Origin of the sequence: Paenibacillus aurantius (assembly GCF_032268605.1) — a bacterium.
Taxonomy (GTDB): Bacteria; Bacillota; Bacilli; order Paenibacillales; family NBRC-103111; genus Paenibacillus_AO; species Paenibacillus_AO aurantius.
Genome location: NZ_CP130318.1, coordinates 754,157 through 769,347, shown reverse-complemented (window position 1 = coordinate 769,347; position 15,191 = coordinate 754,157). Strand labels below are relative to the sequence as shown.

Sequence of the window (15,191 nt, the reverse complement as noted above, 5' to 3'; positions counted from 1 at the left end):
ATTTTTAGTTCAGGTTTCCCTCATTTGATTGGTTATTTTTTTTCAACTAACAAAACAATTACAGAACTAATAAACACCCGATTTCTGCATCGGGTGTTTTCAAATCAATCTATTAATTTCGTCAACAATCAGTCAACTCTACTATTTTCAAGTATCTGTTTTACACTTTCAACTAATCTGTACTACTCCCCAAACCCGCTCCACTACTACATTCTTAGCTCTCTACACCATCCCTCACCAACAAAGCCACCGACTCCACATGCACCGTATGCGGAAACATATCCACCGGCTGAACCTCCACCGTGCGGTACCCTCCATCCTCCAGCACCCTCAAATCCCTCGCCAGCGTGGCCGGGTTGCACGACACGTACACCACGCGCCGCGGTTGCATCTCGATAATCGTCTCGAGCAGCGCCGGGTCGCAGCCTTTGCGCGGCGGGTCGACGACGATGATGTCGGGGGCGAGGCCCTCTTCGGCGCGCCAGGCCGGGATGACTTCCTCGGCTTTGCCGACGGCGAAGTCGACGTTGGCGATACCATTCAGCGCGGCGTTGCGGCGGGCGTCGGCGATGGCTTCGGCGACGATCTCGACGCCGCGGACCTGCTTCGCGTGGCGTGCGAGGAAGAGCGAGATCGTTCCGATGCCGCAGTAGGCGTCGATGACATTCTCGCTGCCGGTCAAAGCCGCGTAGTCCAGGGCGGTGCGGTACAGCACCTCGGTCTGGACCGGGTTGACCTGGTAGAAGGAACGGGCCGAGATGGCGAATTTCACGTCGCCGATGTAGTCGTAGATGAACTCATCGCCCCACAGGACTGTTGTTGAGTCCCCGAAAATAACGTTCGTCCGTTTCGTATTGACGTTGTGGCAGATGCTCTTCACGCCCGGCACGGCTTCGCGGATCTCGCGCACCCATTCGTCCAAGTGAGGAACCTTGTTCCCGTTGGTGACGAGGACGACCATGACGTCGCCCGTGCGGAAGCCGAACTTGACGACCACGTGCCGCAGCAGGCCTTCGTGTGAGGCTTCGTCATACGCGGTAATACCGAGCTTGCGGCCGATTTCCTTCACCTTGCGCACGACATCATCGTTGGCCTCATGCTGGATGAGGCAGCTGTCCATGTCGACGATCCGGTGGCTGCCCTGGGCATAGAAACCCCCGACGAGGCCGCCTTCCGCCCAGCCGAATGGAACCTGGGCCTTGTTGCGGTAGCGCCAAGGCTCGTCCATACCAATGGTCGGGTGGACCACGATGCCGCGTTCGGAAGGGTCCCCGTTTACTCCGGCCCCAGTGACTTCAACGGAAACCGAATGTTCCCGAGCCCTAGGGCCTGCTGCCTCTCCATCTGTCTTTCCGGCCGTCTTTCCAGCCCTATCTTCTTCTCCACCTGCCTCAGCGTCCTCACTACCACCAACCAAATCCGCTTCCCCCACCAGCACATCCGCGCCTCTGCCGCTACAGCAAACCACCAGCTTCCCGATCCGCTCCAGGCTGTCGATGACGCTCTGCCGCTTCCACTTCAGCTGGGCCTCGTAGCTCAGGTGCTGCAGCTGGCAGCCGCCGCACTGGCTGTAGATCGGGCAAGGGGGCGCGCTGCGGTCGGGGCTGGCCTCGAGCACCTCGAGGAGCTTGCCGTAGCCGTACTGCTTTTTCAACTTCACGACCTTCACGCGCACGCGCTCACCCGGCAGGGCCCCATGTATAAAAAGGGTAAAGCCGTTAACCCGGCCTACCCCTTCTCCGTCGTGTCCCAACCCGATAATGTCCGCTTCGTAGTCTTCGTTCTTCTTCACCGGCAGGCCGGCTTCATAAGCCCGGCTCCCGCCGGCCTCTCCCGAGCGACGGGCTCCTGCCGGTTTCCGGCCCTCCCCGCGGGGGGCGGGCCGCTTCTGTCTGTTCATCTATGGTCACAACTCCGTTGGTTAATTTTCGTTGCGGGTATACGTCGCGCTGGGCGCTTCCTGGTTGAAGCCGAGCGTCTGGATCAGCGTCTTCTTGACCGGCTTGTACGTGGAATGGCCCGACTCGTCGATGATAATATCCAGGTGGCACGGCAGCACCGAGATGGTGCACGGCAGCGTGCCGCCGAACTCTCCGTCCAGGTTAAGCTGGACATAGTCCCGCGAGGTGATCTCGACATGGCTCGTGGAGAAATGGATCAGGTTCGGGTCGCCCATATGCTCGCCGCGCATGGTGGCGGAAACGAGGCGGATGAACTCCGCGAGGTTGCACTTCTTCAGGATGAACACATCGAGCCGCCCGTCGCTCATGCTGGCGTCCGGGGCGAGCTTCTCGAAGCCGCCGACGGAATTGCTGTTCGTCACCAGGAAGAGCATGATCTCGCCCTCGAACTCGATCTCCTTCGCCTTGATGAACACCTCGATCGGGCGCAGACGGGGCAGCTTCTCGAGTCCCTTCATATAATAGGCCATCTGCCCCAGCATGGTCTTGAGCTTGCTCGGCACCTCGTAGGTAAGCTCGGTCAGCGACCCGCCCCCGGCGATGTTGATGAAGTACTTCTGGTTCACCTTGCCGACGTCGATCTCCTTCGTGTGCTGCTTGATGATGAGGTCGCACGCCGCCTCCCAGTTCTTCGGAATGCCGAGAGCCCGGGCAAAATCGTTCGTCGTCCCGAGAGGAAGAATGCCCAGCATCGGCCGGTGCGGCTTCCCCGCCAGGCCGTTGATGACCTCATAGAGCGTCCCGTCGCCGCCGGCGGCGATGACGATGTCGAAGCCCCGCTCGACGGCTTCCGCCGCGGCCAAGGTCGCATCGCCTTCCCCGATGGTCGCGTGGGTGGACGTTTCGAGTCCGCCCCGCTCCAGGCGGGCGAGCACCTCCGACAGGCGCTTCTTCATTTCCTCGCGCCCCGAGGTCGGGTTGTATATCAGTCTTGCACGTTTGGCCATTCGTTAATCACCCGTATCTCATTATTAGGAAGGGCTCCGGTCCCCTGCTCTTCGGATGGGAGCGCAGCGTGCGGCAGGAAAGCCGCCGCCTGCTTCTCGATCCACCGCGACACGAGAGGGTTCGGCAGGAGCGCCCGGCCGTTGTACCGGTACTCCAGCCCTTCCAGACGGGAAGGGATCACGGTCTTCGTGAAATACCCTTCACTCAAAAAAAGCGGCGACACAATCACGGCCAGGTCCGGCTTGCGCTTCCGCATCGATCGTATTTGACAGGCCAGCTGGTCGGGCAGCAGCATCGCCGTCCCGGCCTCCGCGAAGCCTCCCTGCTCCTTCAGCCGCTCCGCGAGCTTCCGGAGGCCCTCCCGCCAGCGGCGGTGGAAGCCCTTCTCCTTGCTGCCGTGGCCGACGAGCAGGACGGCTTCCTTCGCCGGATCCGCCGACAGCTCCGCGAGGTTGGCGTACAGCATGCGGGCCACGTCGGGATCGTCGTCGATCGGCGAGGCGAAGTGGACGCGCGCTTCGATCCGGAAAGGCTCCAGGTCCGTCTCGAGAGACGGCTCCGGCTGGACCCCGAGCGCGTAGGCGATCTCATCGATGTGCGTACTGCCCGAGGAAACAAAAAGCGGGACGACCACCAAATCGGTTACGCCCTGCCGCTCTAATTCGTCTATGCCGTCCTGGATCAGGCGGCCTTCTACAATTTCGAGAAAAGAAGAGGACACCGGAACGTCCTCCGGCATCCGGACCGCCGCCACCGCGTCGTCGACCAAGCCGACCCATTCCGCGCTGCGCGACCCGTGGCTGATGACCAGAAGCCCGTATTTCTGCATCGTTCATCTCTCCCGGGTTGCGTGTTTCTTCTATTATTCATGCTACCCATCCGAAGGCCTATTGTCAATGTTTTGAGGGGCAAGCCGCACGCCCGGACACCAGAAAAAGCCAGGCGGCGAAAGCCCCCGCCGATCGTCCGGAAGCCTCCTTGAGCCCAGCTCTTTGCAAACTTATGATTCCTAGTCCGAGGCTGTCTAACGGCCGAGGCGCTCCAGCGTGAGGCTGTAGCCGTCATTGCCGTAGTTCAGGCACCGTTTGACGCGGGAAATGGTTGCCGTGCTCGCTCCCGTCTCCGCTTCGATCTGGTTGTACGTGTTGCCCTTGCGGAGCATCCGCGCCACCTCGAGCCGCTGGGACAGCGACTGGATCTCGTTCACTGTGCACAGGTCGTCGAAGAACACGTAGCACTCCTCGATGTCCTTCAACGTCAGAATCGCTTCGAACAGCTGGTCGATCGCTTTATCGTTAAGTTTCTTTAACTGCATGAAAGAATCCTCCCGGATTGGCTTGATGAATTAGATGGTTTGTTCTCTTTTTCGACATCCGCGCCGTCAATCCCTGCTTTAGAAGTTCATGACGGTAAAATTTTTCAGCGTTAGCGCACTAAATTCCTTCCCCATACCACTGCGCTTCCACCGCCATACAAGCAAAAGTCCAAAGCCCCACGTAGGCGTCTGTCCCTCCGCTTCTTACCGCTTCCCCGCTATATAAAGCAGGAAGGAATACCGGGAAGCGTCGGGTGATGCAGATGAAGCGGGACTCGCCCCAGGCGGATGCCGGTCCCTTTTTGGGGAATGCGGGCTATCGTCCATACCAACCTTCCGCCCACCACATAGACTAACACATAGATTATAATTAAAAAAGGATCGTGAATCCAGTGAAACCTAACTTACCAGCAGTGTATACCCCGCAGACCCCCTACACCGAGGTCATCCCGGCTAGGGCTCAAACGCGCGCGTTAGCCCCCGGTTCAGGCGGCGGGTTCTTTGGAGGAGGCGGGGGCGGTGCTCCCGGGGGCGGATTCTTCGGCAGTGGAGGCGGAGCTTCAGGTGGTGGCTTCTTCGGCGGAGGTGGTGCACCAGGCGGCGGCTTCTTCGGAAGCGGGGGAGCCCCAGGTGGCGGCTTCTTCGGAAGCGGGGGAGCCCCAGGTGGCGGCTTCCTCGGAGGCGGAGGCGGAGCTCCAGGCGGTGGCTTCTTCGGCGGAGGTGGAGCGCCGGGTGGCGGCTTCTTTGGCGGCGGAGGCGCGCCGGGCGGAGGGTTCTTCGGAGGCGGCGCACCGGGTGCCGGAGCGGGCACAGGGCTTATCCCCGGCGGGGGAGCCGGTGCAGGCGGAGCGGGCGGCAGCGGCTTCAACATGGCCCAGCTCAAAACAATGGTCGACCGCATGGGCGGGATCGACGGCATCATCAACACGATGGGCAAGGTTCAGAAGGTCGTGCAGAACGTGCAGCAGTTCGGTCCGATGCTGAAGCTGCTCATGGGCTCCTTCGGGGCGAAAGCCGCTGTGAAGGAAGGCGGCAGCACCACGGGCACCGGCAAGCGCAGACGCCGCAAGAGCAAGACGAAGAAAGCTCCGGCCCGGCGCAAGACCGGCGCCTCCCGGCCGTTAACCCGGACGCGCAAACGCACCCGGCGGTAGCCGGCACGCAAGCAAGGTCTCCGTTCGCGGAGGCCTTTTTGGCGTTATCCTCCTCTCCTCAAAGTCAACGAATCGCCACAAACCCTATCGGGATTTCGTTGTGCGGTTCGGCGTCCTTTTGCTACAATGGAGGATGGATATGCTTTAGGGGGTCAACCATGAATATTAAAATGAAAGCCACACTGATTCTGCTCGCCATTCTCGGCGTGACCGGGCTGCTCGTCTACCTGCTCATTCTGGGCGGGATGCGCAACGATACGCAGACGGTGCTGACGCTCCCTTCGGAGAGCGAGGCCAGAGCCTATGTGCTGGATAAAAAGCTGCTGGCAAGCGCCAGCAAAATAGAGAAGACGCGGTCCGGCGGACCGGAATTCCTGATGGTCGACGGTTTCGACGCGGAGGGGAATCCCAAAGCCGTTTGGCTCGCTGTCAAGGACAAGTCGATCAAGGTCTTCGGAAGCGCCCTGTACAAAGAAGGCGTGACGAAGGAAAGCATTGTAGCGAAGGTGAAGGAGAAGGGCATTGCCGAGGATCAGATCCGGTATATCTATCCGACCGCCTACGATTACACCTCCAACAAGGTCATCTGGTATGTGCAGGAGCAGGGCGATAAGAAGCATATGCTCATGTATGATTTTCATAACGGGGATCTGCTGTGGGAAGGGTACCAGGACCCGACGGCGTGGAAGCTGACGGGTAACTGACCGGCAACGACCCATACGGATCTTAGCGGACCCACACCAAAGAAGAGGACCGGCAAGGAGTTTGGAACTCCCGCCGGCCCTTTTTTGTGCCTGATGCCTTATCCGCCTTTATGCCTGGTGCCTTATCTGTAAATGGAATTCTTCTTCCCTGTTGAGTTAACTGCCTATAAGGAGGCCTCGTTCCAACAGAGTTACCGGAAAAGGCACAGGCTATCCATTCGCCACATTCCGTATTCAGCTTTCGTCCACCCAAACGTTAATGGGAAAGCCGTCCGGCCCGATCTCGAAGCTCCAATAGGCCGTGTATTTTACGTTCAGCACTTCCAGCTCCGGCTTCTGCCAAACCCTTCTGCCCTGCTCGTTCCGTCCTGTATCCCGTGTTTCCATCGCGGTTCACCTCCTGTTCGGCCCGGGGAGTCAGTCTTTCCCCAGGCCTTTATTTCCTTCTGTTCCCTCAAAATGATCAATAGGCTCCTGCACCAGTGAAGGTACCCCGGTCAAAGTCCATTTTGTTCATCGGGCTCTCCGTGTTTCCGGTCAGGTCGGTACTGAAGTACTCCACCGTGTGGGTTTCCCCGGCATAGATGACGAACGTTCCGGTATAGGTCTTCCACGCTCCGCCGTTGATGCGGTATTGGATGCTCTTGACTCCAGAGCCTCCCGTGTTGTCGGTCGCCTGCAGGGATACGTTATACCCCTTGACGTACCGGACCCCTTTGCTGGATACCGCATAGATCGGGTCAAAATGATACTTCGTCACCGGCGCGACCGTATCGGCCGGCGGTTTCGGCGTCTTATCCAGCTTGAACCCGGCCGTCTTCACGGCCTCCTGGTTCCCTGCAAGGTCCGTGCTGCGGTAGTCTACGGTGTAGATCCCGTTCTCCGTCAAGGCCACCGGCCCGCTGAACAGGCTCCAGGCCCCGCCGTTGATCCGGTATTCCGTCTTGGCCACGCCGCTTAAATCATCCGTCGCCGTGAACGTAATGGTAATGTCGGTCGTGTACCAGCCGTCCGTTCCGTTAGGTGAAGATGGGGAATAGACAGCCGTCGTCACCGGAGGAGTCGTATCGAGAACGACCGGCGTCTTGGCGATCTTGAAGGATTTGGATTGTGTATCCTCCTTATTCCCCGCTTGATCCGTGCTCCGGTAGTCGAAGGCGTACGCTCCGTTCTCCGAAACGGTGACCGGTCCGGTATAGAGGGACCAGCTGCCTCCGTTCATCCGGTATTCCGTTGTTGCGATGCCGGAGAGGCTGTCGAAGGCAGTCAGGGTCACGCTCACATTCGTGGTGTATTCCCCGTTCGCCCCGTCCGGTGCCGCCGGATTCAGAACCGCAGTGGTTGCCGGTTTGCCTTTGTCCAGCTTGACGGAGACGGATTTCTCTTCCTCGACGTTCCCTTTCTTGTCCGTGCTGCGGAACCCGACGGTCGTCGTTCCCTCCGCTGTTACCGGAATCGGGCCCTGGTAATCCGCCCAGCTGCCGCTGTTGATCCGGTACTCCGTCTTGACCACTCCCGAGCTGTTATCGGTTGCGGTTAAGGTGACGGAGGCGCCGGTCACATACCAGCCGTTCGTCCCGTTAGGTGCAGCCGGATTGACCGCGGCTTCCGTGACAGGCGGCGTTTTGTCCGCCGGCAGCCATTTGACCGCTGCGGGATCGGACTGGATTTTGACCGTTCGGGCGATTAGGGTATCGTCTCCGGCGTTATTCCCCGTATAGCGGAACACCGCCGTGCCATCCGTCCCCGTGACGGCCGTGTATACGCCGGGGTTGGCGCCAGTTACTTCCAGGGTGAGAGGCATTCCCGCCATGGTGTTTCCTTTGGCATCCTTTACCGTTGCGGAAAGCTCATGCGTCGCCCCAACCTCCCGTTCGGCCGCGGCCGGGTTAAGCAGAACCTGGGCCGGAGGAGCGGATCCGAAGCCGGATAGAGGCGCTACGTCATCGAGACAGGACTCCACATAAGGCGTCGTGGCATAATTGTGCCGGTCGCCGACCAGCTTCGAATACGAATAATCCAGGAACAGAAGATAGCCGTTGTTGTCGGCGACAAGGATATGCCCTTTGCCGTCCGCCGCGCCCTGGTCAAAAATCCGGCCCGGGAAAATACGCTCCGAAACCAGCGTACGCGTTTCCGGATTGATCTGGGCGATCTGGTCATCCCCCACCAGAATCAGGTCCCCCGTGTACACGTCATAGAACATGCCGTGTGCCCCAGGAATGTCTTTCATGAGTCTCTTGGTCGTGAAGGTATCGAGATCGATCGTCCCAAAGGTTCCGTTACCGCCGGCGCCGCTGCTCGTGTAATAGGCGTTCCCCACGCTGTCGAAAGCAATGGAGGTGATGTAATCCTCATCGCCCTTGATCGAATGATAGGTTCCTTTGCCGAACGGCTCGAGCGGGAAGTCGATCAGGACGCCCGGAATGCCGCTCGCCCATACCTTCGTTCCGCTCTTGTCGAGGGCCAGGTGATACACCGTCCCGCCGTTAGGCGAGGCTTGAAGGGTCGCTCCCGTTTGCGGGTTGACCTTGTACAGATAGTTCGCGCCGCCGACCAGCAAATCCCCGTCCGGAGCAAAAATCAGTCCGTCCGCCTTGGCCGTGGAGGTAATGGTGGCCGGCGTCTTCAAGGTAAACTGATTCGCGCCGTCATAGCTGAACTCCACTTTGCGCACATTCGGCGCTGTGCAGTGCCGGGTATAGAACAGATCATTGGCCGAAATGGCGGATCCCGGGTAGAGATAAGGCGCGTAAGCCGTTACTTTAAGGGACGATTGGGTGCTTCCGCCGTCATCATCGGTCACCGTCAGCGTGGCCGTATAGGTAACATCCGGCGCCCCGTCGGCCACAATCGGGTACGTATGGCTGAAGGAGCACGTGGTGGACGTGGTCCCATCCCCGAAATCCCACAGGCATGTGCGTGAATCACGTCCCGGGTCGGTGATGACGGGACTGAAAGCAACCCGCTGCCCGTTCGCGGCCCACTGGTTCGCCATAGCGCCGATGGACGGGCTCACGTTGTTCACGGTGATCGTCTTTATGGCTTGGGAGACCAGTCCCCGGTCATCCGTCGCCTCCAGGGTCACCGAATACGTCCCGTTGTCCGCAAACGTATGGCCGACGGCCGGCTCGCCCGTTTTGCGTGTTTCCTTCGCCGTACCGTCGCCGAAATCCCACACCCGTTTAACGACCTTGCCTCCACCCGGAACAGCGGTCGTGTCCGTGAAGGTCACGGCCTGCGCTTCATTCGGAACGGCGGGAGTGAAGGTATAGCCCGGCTCCGCCGGCGCGAAGACCGTCTGCTTCAGCGAGAAGCTTCCGGTCTTGCCCGTGGCATCGGTGGCGGTCAGCTTGACCGTATACTCTCCCGGACCCGGGAACGTATGGGTCGGTGCCTTCTCGGTGCTGCTCGTTCCGTCGCCAAAATCCCAGCTCCAGGCCGAAATATCGTCGTCGGGGTCGGTGGACAGGTTCTGGAAGGTGACCGTGGCTCCGCCTTCCTGCCCGCTCATCACCTTAAGCTGCTGCGTCGAAATGACGGTGGCCGCCCCGTGCCGGGACAGCGGACTGTATTTCACATACTTGGCGAGAACCGGCTTCGGCAGCATAAATTCCTGCAGCGTCCCGTTGTTCGCGGTCGTTGCCCGAAGCACCGTCGTGTATTCTTTATCGTCCAGGGAAACCGCGATCTCAAAATCCTTCACCCGCTGATCGGCATAGTCGATCCGGGGCATGACCTGTACCCGGTCGATGAGGTACGTTTGGCCGCCCGCCAGGCTGAAACGGACCCACTGGTTGTTGATGCCCGATGTGGCCCACGGGTACCAGGGTTCCGCCGAGTAATCCAGCATGGCCTGCGGAGTGTGATACCCGTCGTATTGACTGGACACCGCTACGACGGCCGCCCCCGACTCGAGAAGCGCCGCATTCCGCCAGCTTGGCGACGGGTTGAAGAAAGCCTGAGGCGCTCTGTTCTTGTCGATCTCGACCGAGACGGATTGGGGCTCCTCCCGGTTCCCCGCCTGGTCCGTACTCCGGTATTCCACCAGGTAGGAGCCGCTCGCGGTTAACGAAATCACGCTGCCGTAGGGGGTCCAGCCTCCCCCGTTCACCCGGTATTCCGTAGACGCCGGGCCGGAGCCGCTGTCGGAAACCGACAGGCTGACCGAAACGTCGGACGAATACAGGCCGCCCGGGCTGTCGGGAGCCGGACTGATGTTTGCCGCAGTCACCGGCTTCGTCTGGTCGATCCGGAGGCTCGATTGGCCCTCGGAGACATGGCCCGCCTTATCCGCCGCGCGGTAGCCCAGCGTATGGCTGCCGTCTTCCGCATAAGCAACCGGACTGACGTAGGACGTCCACGCTCCGCCATCGATGCGGTACTCGACTGAAGCGATCCCGGAGACCGGGTCGGAGGCGGTGAGGGCCGCGGAAACCGGCGTCGTGTACCAGCCGTTCGTCCCGTTCGGATCGGCCGGCGTAAAGGCGGCTGTCACGACGGGCAGGCCGGTATCGATCCGGAAAGCGGCCGTTAGAACGGCTTCGCGGTTCCCGGCATGGTCGATACTCCGGTACTCCACGGCATGGGGGCCTTCCCCGGTTACGGCTGCCGCCCCGGCATACTCCGTCCAAGCCCCGCCGTCGATCCGGTATTCCGTTCTCGCCACGCCGGCCCGGTCGTCCGTTGCCGAGAGGCGGAAGGACACCGCCGAGGTGTACCAGCCGTTGCTGCCTTGCGGCCCTGCCGGATCCAGCACGATCGTCGTGACGGGAGGAACTGTATCCTGGACTTCCGGCGGAAGCTGGATCGTAAAGCTTACGTTCTGCCCGGCCTCCACATTGCCGGCCGCGTCCGTGCTGCGGTAATCCACCGCATACGTTCCGTTCGCGGCAATCGTAAACGGATCGGAGTATGCCTTCCATACTCCCCCGTTGATCCGGTATTCCGTTTTCGCCACGCCGGATGCGTTGTCCACGGCCGTAAGCTTCACGGTCACGCTGGAAGCATACGTCCCGCTCTCCCCGTCAGGGACGGCTGGAGTAAGGGCCGCCGTGGTAGAGGGAGGCGTCGTATCCCGCGGCGTCCATTGAAGCTTGAGCGGTGTCGAAGAGATTCCTCCCGCCGAAGCGGTGATCGTATCCTCTCCGGCCGTGCTTCCGGTGTACGTGAAGCCCGCTTTGCCGTCGGAGCCGGTGACCGCGCTAAGCGTCGTCGGGTTCGCACCCGTGATCACCGCCGTAACCGGCAGGCCCGCCACCGGCTTTCCTTCCTCATCCGTGACGGATGCGGTGAAGGCATGCACTTTGCCCACTTCTTCCGCAGGTGCCGTTTGGGATAGCTGCACGGCGGCCGGCAGCGGAACACGGGCGGTCACCATCCAGCCGATCCTCACCGTTCCGCCTAACGGATTACCGTCCGACGCTTCCGCCTCCACGATATGAATTCCCGCTGTGGATGGGGTATACGAATACGCGGCACCCGTACCAGCCGGCGCTCCGTCCGCATACCATTGAACCGTGACCGGCTGTCCTTCCGGATCCGCCGCCGTTACCTGAAAGGCAAGAGGTTCGCCGACAAGTCCGTCCGCATAGAGGAAGGACGGCGAGTAGGCGGTCAGAACCGGCCGTTTGTTCGCCTCGCTAATCTCCACGGGGGAGTACGCGACCTGGCTGAAGCCTTCGCTGTCCGTCACCTTCACTCCCGCCAGTCCGCGGAACGGCTGCGTGTAGGTGAAGGTGACGTTCGATCCCGTCCCATCATTGAAGCTCCCGTCTCCGTCGAGATCCCACTCGTACTTCAAGATGGACGAAGGGCCGGACGCCGTCGCGTTAAAGTAAATCGCGTTACCTTCGGTTCCGCTGTACGGTCCGCCTGCGCTGACAACCGGATCTTTGTCCGGAATGGAGGGATCCTCCTTCAGCGTCTCGATCAGGTTGGCGATGAACGAGCCGGCGTAAGAATAGAGATCCGCGCCGAACTGGCCGTTATCGTTCTTAAAATCGGATTGGAAATTAATAAAGTCCGCTTTGGTGAAAACATAATTTTTAGCCGCAAGCCCGGCCCTCACCTGCTCGATCTCCTCATCGCTGTAGCCGAGGCTTCTCAGCCGGGTGAGCTCCTCCGCCGTGAAGCCCGTGCTGACGATCCGGCTCCGCAGCTGCTCGAGGGCGGCTGCCGTCGCGTCAAGCGGCCGCTTATCGGCGGCCAGCGCCTGGAACAGCTGGGTCATGGCCGCGTTGGTGCGCGTAAGCTGGGCGTCGAGAAGATTCGCATACTTCTGGATCGCCCGCACATGAGAGAGCGCCCACTGACCGTGAGACGCGGCGTCCGCTCCCTGGTAGCGCTCGAGCGAGGTCAGGAGCGCCTGGTTGATGGCCTGCTCCGTCCCGGCGGCCGTGCCGACCGCTGCTTCGGCGATATCGAGCGGATCGTTGCTCAGGAAGTCGAAGGCCGGCCGGCTGCCAAGCGGCGTCACCTGCTGGTAATTCGGATCCGGCGGATCGTCGGCGATTCCCTCGTAATGCTTAGCCTGGTTCGCCATCTGGATCAAGGTGCCCTTACGGGGATCCGTCAAGCCGCTCCTCATAAGGAAATCCACAAACTTCTCATTCGGATTCCGGTTTTCATCGGCGGCTTTGGCGAGCGCAAAGAGCTTCTCCATGTACTCCTTGTATTTCTCCCACCGTTCGGCGGCCTTGCCCGCATCCTCCTTCAGCTTCGTCAAATCCAAGGGAGGAATGGGGTCCGAGCTGGAATAATCCACCTCGAATGAATTCTTAATGATTTTATCGACGAAAGGGTTGTATTTCCCGTCCTGGCATTCGTCGAACACCAGGTCATATTTCCCGGGTCCGATCTTACCCACAGGAGCCGTATACCCGATCGGCTCGGAGATGAACACCCCGCTCGCCGTCATCGCCATGACGGAGTTCGGCTTGCCTCCGCCGGCATCCTCAAGCTCCTGTCCCGCCTCGGTCACACTGCCGGCGGGCACAATATAGATGTCCGTCCAGGGCATCAGAAAATCTTCCGTCCCCTCCTCGGGGCAGGCGGCCACGTACTCCATGGCTCCCTCGTAGATCCGGATTTCCTGGTTCGCCCCGAAGGTGCGGAACGCCTCGTAATCGTACGTCCACACCACAAACTGGTGGAACGCCTGTGCTTTCGAAAGCGGGAAGCCCGCCAGGAGAACCACCATAATCAACAATCCGATTAACGTCTTTCTCAACTCTTCCATCCTCCCTGCCTTATGGCAGTTTGTTAGATAAACCGCTTAACCTTATGCAACCCTAGACTATTTAACCCCTGCGTTTCGTGGCGGCCACCTCCTGTCTTTTCCTGGCGCTGAATCAGGGGAATGAGGATGAATCGTTCGCCTGCCTGCCCATCTGTTGTTCTTAATGAAGAACGACATTATGATTTTATAACGAACATCGCCTTTCGACAATATGCCGGAGCAGTTTTTTTACCAATTATTTTACAAGACTTTTGTCCTACCTTTTATCCGGGAAAAAGAAAAAGACCAACTGCGGACAGTTGGCCAAGGTACCGCTTTAGCAAATCATTAAGCTGCTTTCCGGTTGTAAGCGCGCATCGCGAACAGATAGGCGACGATCATGATGCCCAAGCACCATGCTAGAGCGATCCAGATCTCATGGCCTGCCGGCTGACCGGACAGCAGGGCCCGGAGGGTCTCGACTATCGACGTCACCGGCTGGTTCTCGGCAAAGGCGCGTACGACGGACGGCATGGTCTCGGTCGGCACAAAGGCGGAGGAGATGAAGGGCAGGAAGATTAACGGATAGGAAAAGGCGCTTGCCCCTTCGATCGTTTTGGCGGACAGTCCGGCAATGGCCGCGATCCAAGTCAACGCCAGTGTAAACAGCACGAGGATACCGGCTGCGGCAAGCCAAGACAGGACCCCGGCCGACGAACGAAAGCCCATAAGAAGCGCGACGAGAACGATGATGACAATGGTCATGACGTTGGAAACCACCGAGGTCAGCACATGCCCCCACAGGACGGCGGAACGCGCAATCGGCATGGAGTGGAATCGCTCCATGATGCCCTTCTGCTTATCCATAAACAGGCGGTAAGCCACGTAGGCCACCCCGCTCGCAATAGCCATAAGCAGAATGCCGGGAAGCAGGTAGTTCACATAGTTATCCGTGCCGGTCTGGATGGCGCCGCCGAACACATAAACGAATAGCAGCATCATGGCAATCGGAGTGATGCAGACCGTAAGGATGGTATCCAGGCTGCGGAAAATATGGCGCATGGAGCGTCCAAGCATAACGCTCATGTCGCCGAAGAAATGATTTTTTGACGTCTCCATTTACATGGCCTCCTTATGACCGATGATGGCAAGGAAGATTTCCTCCAAGGTCGGCTGCTTCTCCACGTACTCCACCTGTGCTTTCGGGAACAGCTGCTTCAACTCGGCGAGCGTGCCGCTCGCAATAATCCGGCCCTCGTGCAGAATGGCTATCTGACCGGCAAGCTGCTCGGCTTCCTCCAAATACTGCGTGGTCAGGAATACCGTCGTCCCGCCGTCGGCCAGCTCCTTTACGATCTTCCAGACTTCGATCCGTGCCTCGGGGTCAAGCCCGGTGGTGGGCTCATCGAGGAATAGGACCGGCGGGCTTCCCACCAGGCTCAAGGCGATGTCGAGCCTGCGGCGCATCCCACCCGAATAAGTGGATGGCTTGCGGTCGGCCGCGTCCGTCAAGCCGAAACGTTTCAGCAAATCGTCCGCCACTTGACGCGGATTGGCGAGGTGGCGCAGCCTGGCGATCATGATGAGATTTTCCCGCCCGGTCAAGATCTCGTCTACCGCCGCAAACTGCCCGGTCAGGCTGATCGACTGCCGCACCTGGCCGGGCTTTGACGCGACGTCAAATCCGTTTACGGTAACGGTTCCGCTGTCCGGCTTAAGGAGAGTGCTGAGGATTTTGACAACCGTCGTCTTGCCCGCGCCGTTGGAGCCGAGCAGGGCGAAAATGCTGCCCTTGCTCACCTCGAAATCCACGCCCTTCAGAACATGATGCTGTTTGTAGGACTTTTGCAGACCTTTCACCATAATGGCTTTTTCCATCCCGTTGTTCCC

At 59.9% G+C, this 15,191-nt stretch carries 10 protein-coding genes; 2 read left to right on the top strand and 8 right to left on the bottom strand.

Annotated features, from left to right (window positions below):
• Positions 1-214: 214 nt before the first annotated feature.
• From rlmD to MJA45_RS03850, 4 genes are all read right to left on the bottom strand, one after another.
• Positions 215-1,900 carry a 23S rRNA (uracil(1939)-C(5))-methyltransferase RlmD gene (gene rlmD, locus MJA45_RS03865; protein ID WP_315605975.1) on the bottom strand — a complete coding sequence of 562 codons (1,686 nt, stop codon included), beginning with the start codon at positions 1,898-1,900 and terminating at the stop codon, positions 215-217.
• Between the two features lie 21 nt (positions 1,901-1,921).
• Positions 1,922-2,908 (bottom strand): diacylglycerol kinase, encoded by a 987-nt coding sequence (locus tag MJA45_RS03860; protein WP_315605974.1) that lies wholly within the window; start codon positions 2,906-2,908, stop codon positions 1,922-1,924.
• Positions 2,887-3,738, bottom strand: a complete 852-nt coding sequence (locus MJA45_RS03855) for a sirohydrochlorin chelatase (protein WP_315605973.1) — start codon at positions 3,736-3,738, stop codon at positions 2,887-2,889. The genes MJA45_RS03860 and MJA45_RS03855 overlap by 22 nt, the downstream gene beginning before the upstream one ends.
• A 195-nt stretch (positions 3,739-3,933) precedes the next feature.
• Positions 3,934-4,224, bottom strand: coding sequence for a YerC/YecD family TrpR-related protein (locus tag MJA45_RS03850; RefSeq protein ID WP_315605972.1), 291 nt, complete (start codon positions 4,222-4,224; stop codon positions 3,934-3,936).
• A 413-nt stretch (positions 4,225-4,637) separates the two neighbouring features.
• Here MJA45_RS03850 and MJA45_RS03845 point away from each other — a divergent pair, with 413 nt between their 5' ends.
• Positions 4,638-5,378 (top strand): aminotransferase, encoded by a 741-nt coding sequence (locus MJA45_RS03845; RefSeq protein ID WP_315605971.1) that lies wholly within the window; start codon positions 4,638-4,640, stop codon positions 5,376-5,378.
• A gap of 158 nt (positions 5,379-5,536) precedes the next feature.
• Positions 5,537-6,082, top strand: a complete 546-nt coding sequence (locus MJA45_RS03840; protein ID WP_315605970.1) for a hypothetical protein — start codon at positions 5,537-5,539, stop codon at positions 6,080-6,082.
• 234 nt (positions 6,083-6,316) lie between these two features.
• Here MJA45_RS03840 and MJA45_RS03835 read toward each other — a convergent pair whose 3' ends face one another.
• The 4 genes from MJA45_RS03835 to MJA45_RS03820 all read right to left on the bottom strand — a co-directional run bounded on the left by MJA45_RS03835 (position 6,317) and on the right by MJA45_RS03820 (position 15,179).
• Positions 6,317-6,469 carry a paeninodin family lasso peptide gene (locus MJA45_RS03835; protein WP_315605969.1) on the bottom strand — a complete coding sequence of 51 codons (153 nt, stop codon included), beginning with the start codon at positions 6,467-6,469 and terminating at the stop codon, positions 6,317-6,319.
• A gap of 76 nt (positions 6,470-6,545) precedes the next feature.
• Positions 6,546-13,313 carry an OmpL47-type beta-barrel domain-containing protein gene (locus tag MJA45_RS03830; RefSeq protein WP_315605968.1) on the bottom strand — a complete coding sequence of 2,256 codons (6,768 nt, stop codon included), beginning with the start codon at positions 13,311-13,313 and terminating at the stop codon, positions 6,546-6,548.
• A 336-nt stretch (positions 13,314-13,649) separates the two neighbouring features.
• Positions 13,650-14,420, bottom strand: a complete 771-nt coding sequence (locus MJA45_RS03825; RefSeq protein ID WP_315605967.1) for an ABC transporter permease — start codon at positions 14,418-14,420, stop codon at positions 13,650-13,652.
• Complete coding sequence (locus tag MJA45_RS03820; RefSeq protein WP_315605966.1) at positions 14,421-15,179, bottom strand: ABC transporter ATP-binding protein; 759 nt, start codon at positions 15,177-15,179, stop codon at positions 14,421-14,423.
• Between the last annotated feature and the right edge of the window lie 12 nt (positions 15,180-15,191).

Excerpts from the sequence above, each read along its gene's own strand:
- MJA45_RS03820 (WP_315605966.1), bottom strand. The coding sequence starts at position 15,179 with ATGGAAAAAGCCATTATGGTGAAAGGTCTGCAAAAGTCCTACAAACAG.
- MJA45_RS03835 (WP_315605969.1), bottom strand. The coding sequence starts at position 6,469 with ATGGAAACACGGGATACAGGACGGAACGAGCAGGGCAGAAGGGTTTGG.
- MJA45_RS03840 (WP_315605970.1), top strand. The coding sequence starts at position 5,537 with ATGAATATTAAAATGAAAGCCACACTGATTCTGCTCGCCATTCTCGGC.
- MJA45_RS03850 (WP_315605972.1), bottom strand. The coding sequence starts at position 4,224 with ATGCAGTTAAAGAAACTTAACGATAAAGCGATCGACCAGCTGTTCGAA.
- rlmD (WP_315605975.1), bottom strand. The coding sequence starts at position 1,900 with ATGAACAGACAGAAGCGGCCCGCCCCCCGCGGGGAGGGCCGGAAACCG.
- MJA45_RS03855 (WP_315605973.1), bottom strand. The coding sequence starts at position 3,738 with ATGCAGAAATACGGGCTTCTGGTCATCAGCCACGGGTCGCGCAGCGCG.
- MJA45_RS03825 (WP_315605967.1), bottom strand. The coding sequence starts at position 14,420 with ATGGAGACGTCAAAAAATCATTTCTTCGGCGACATGAGCGTTATGCTT.
- MJA45_RS03860 (WP_315605974.1), bottom strand. The coding sequence starts at position 2,908 with ATGGCCAAACGTGCAAGACTGATATACAACCCGACCTCGGGGCGCGAG.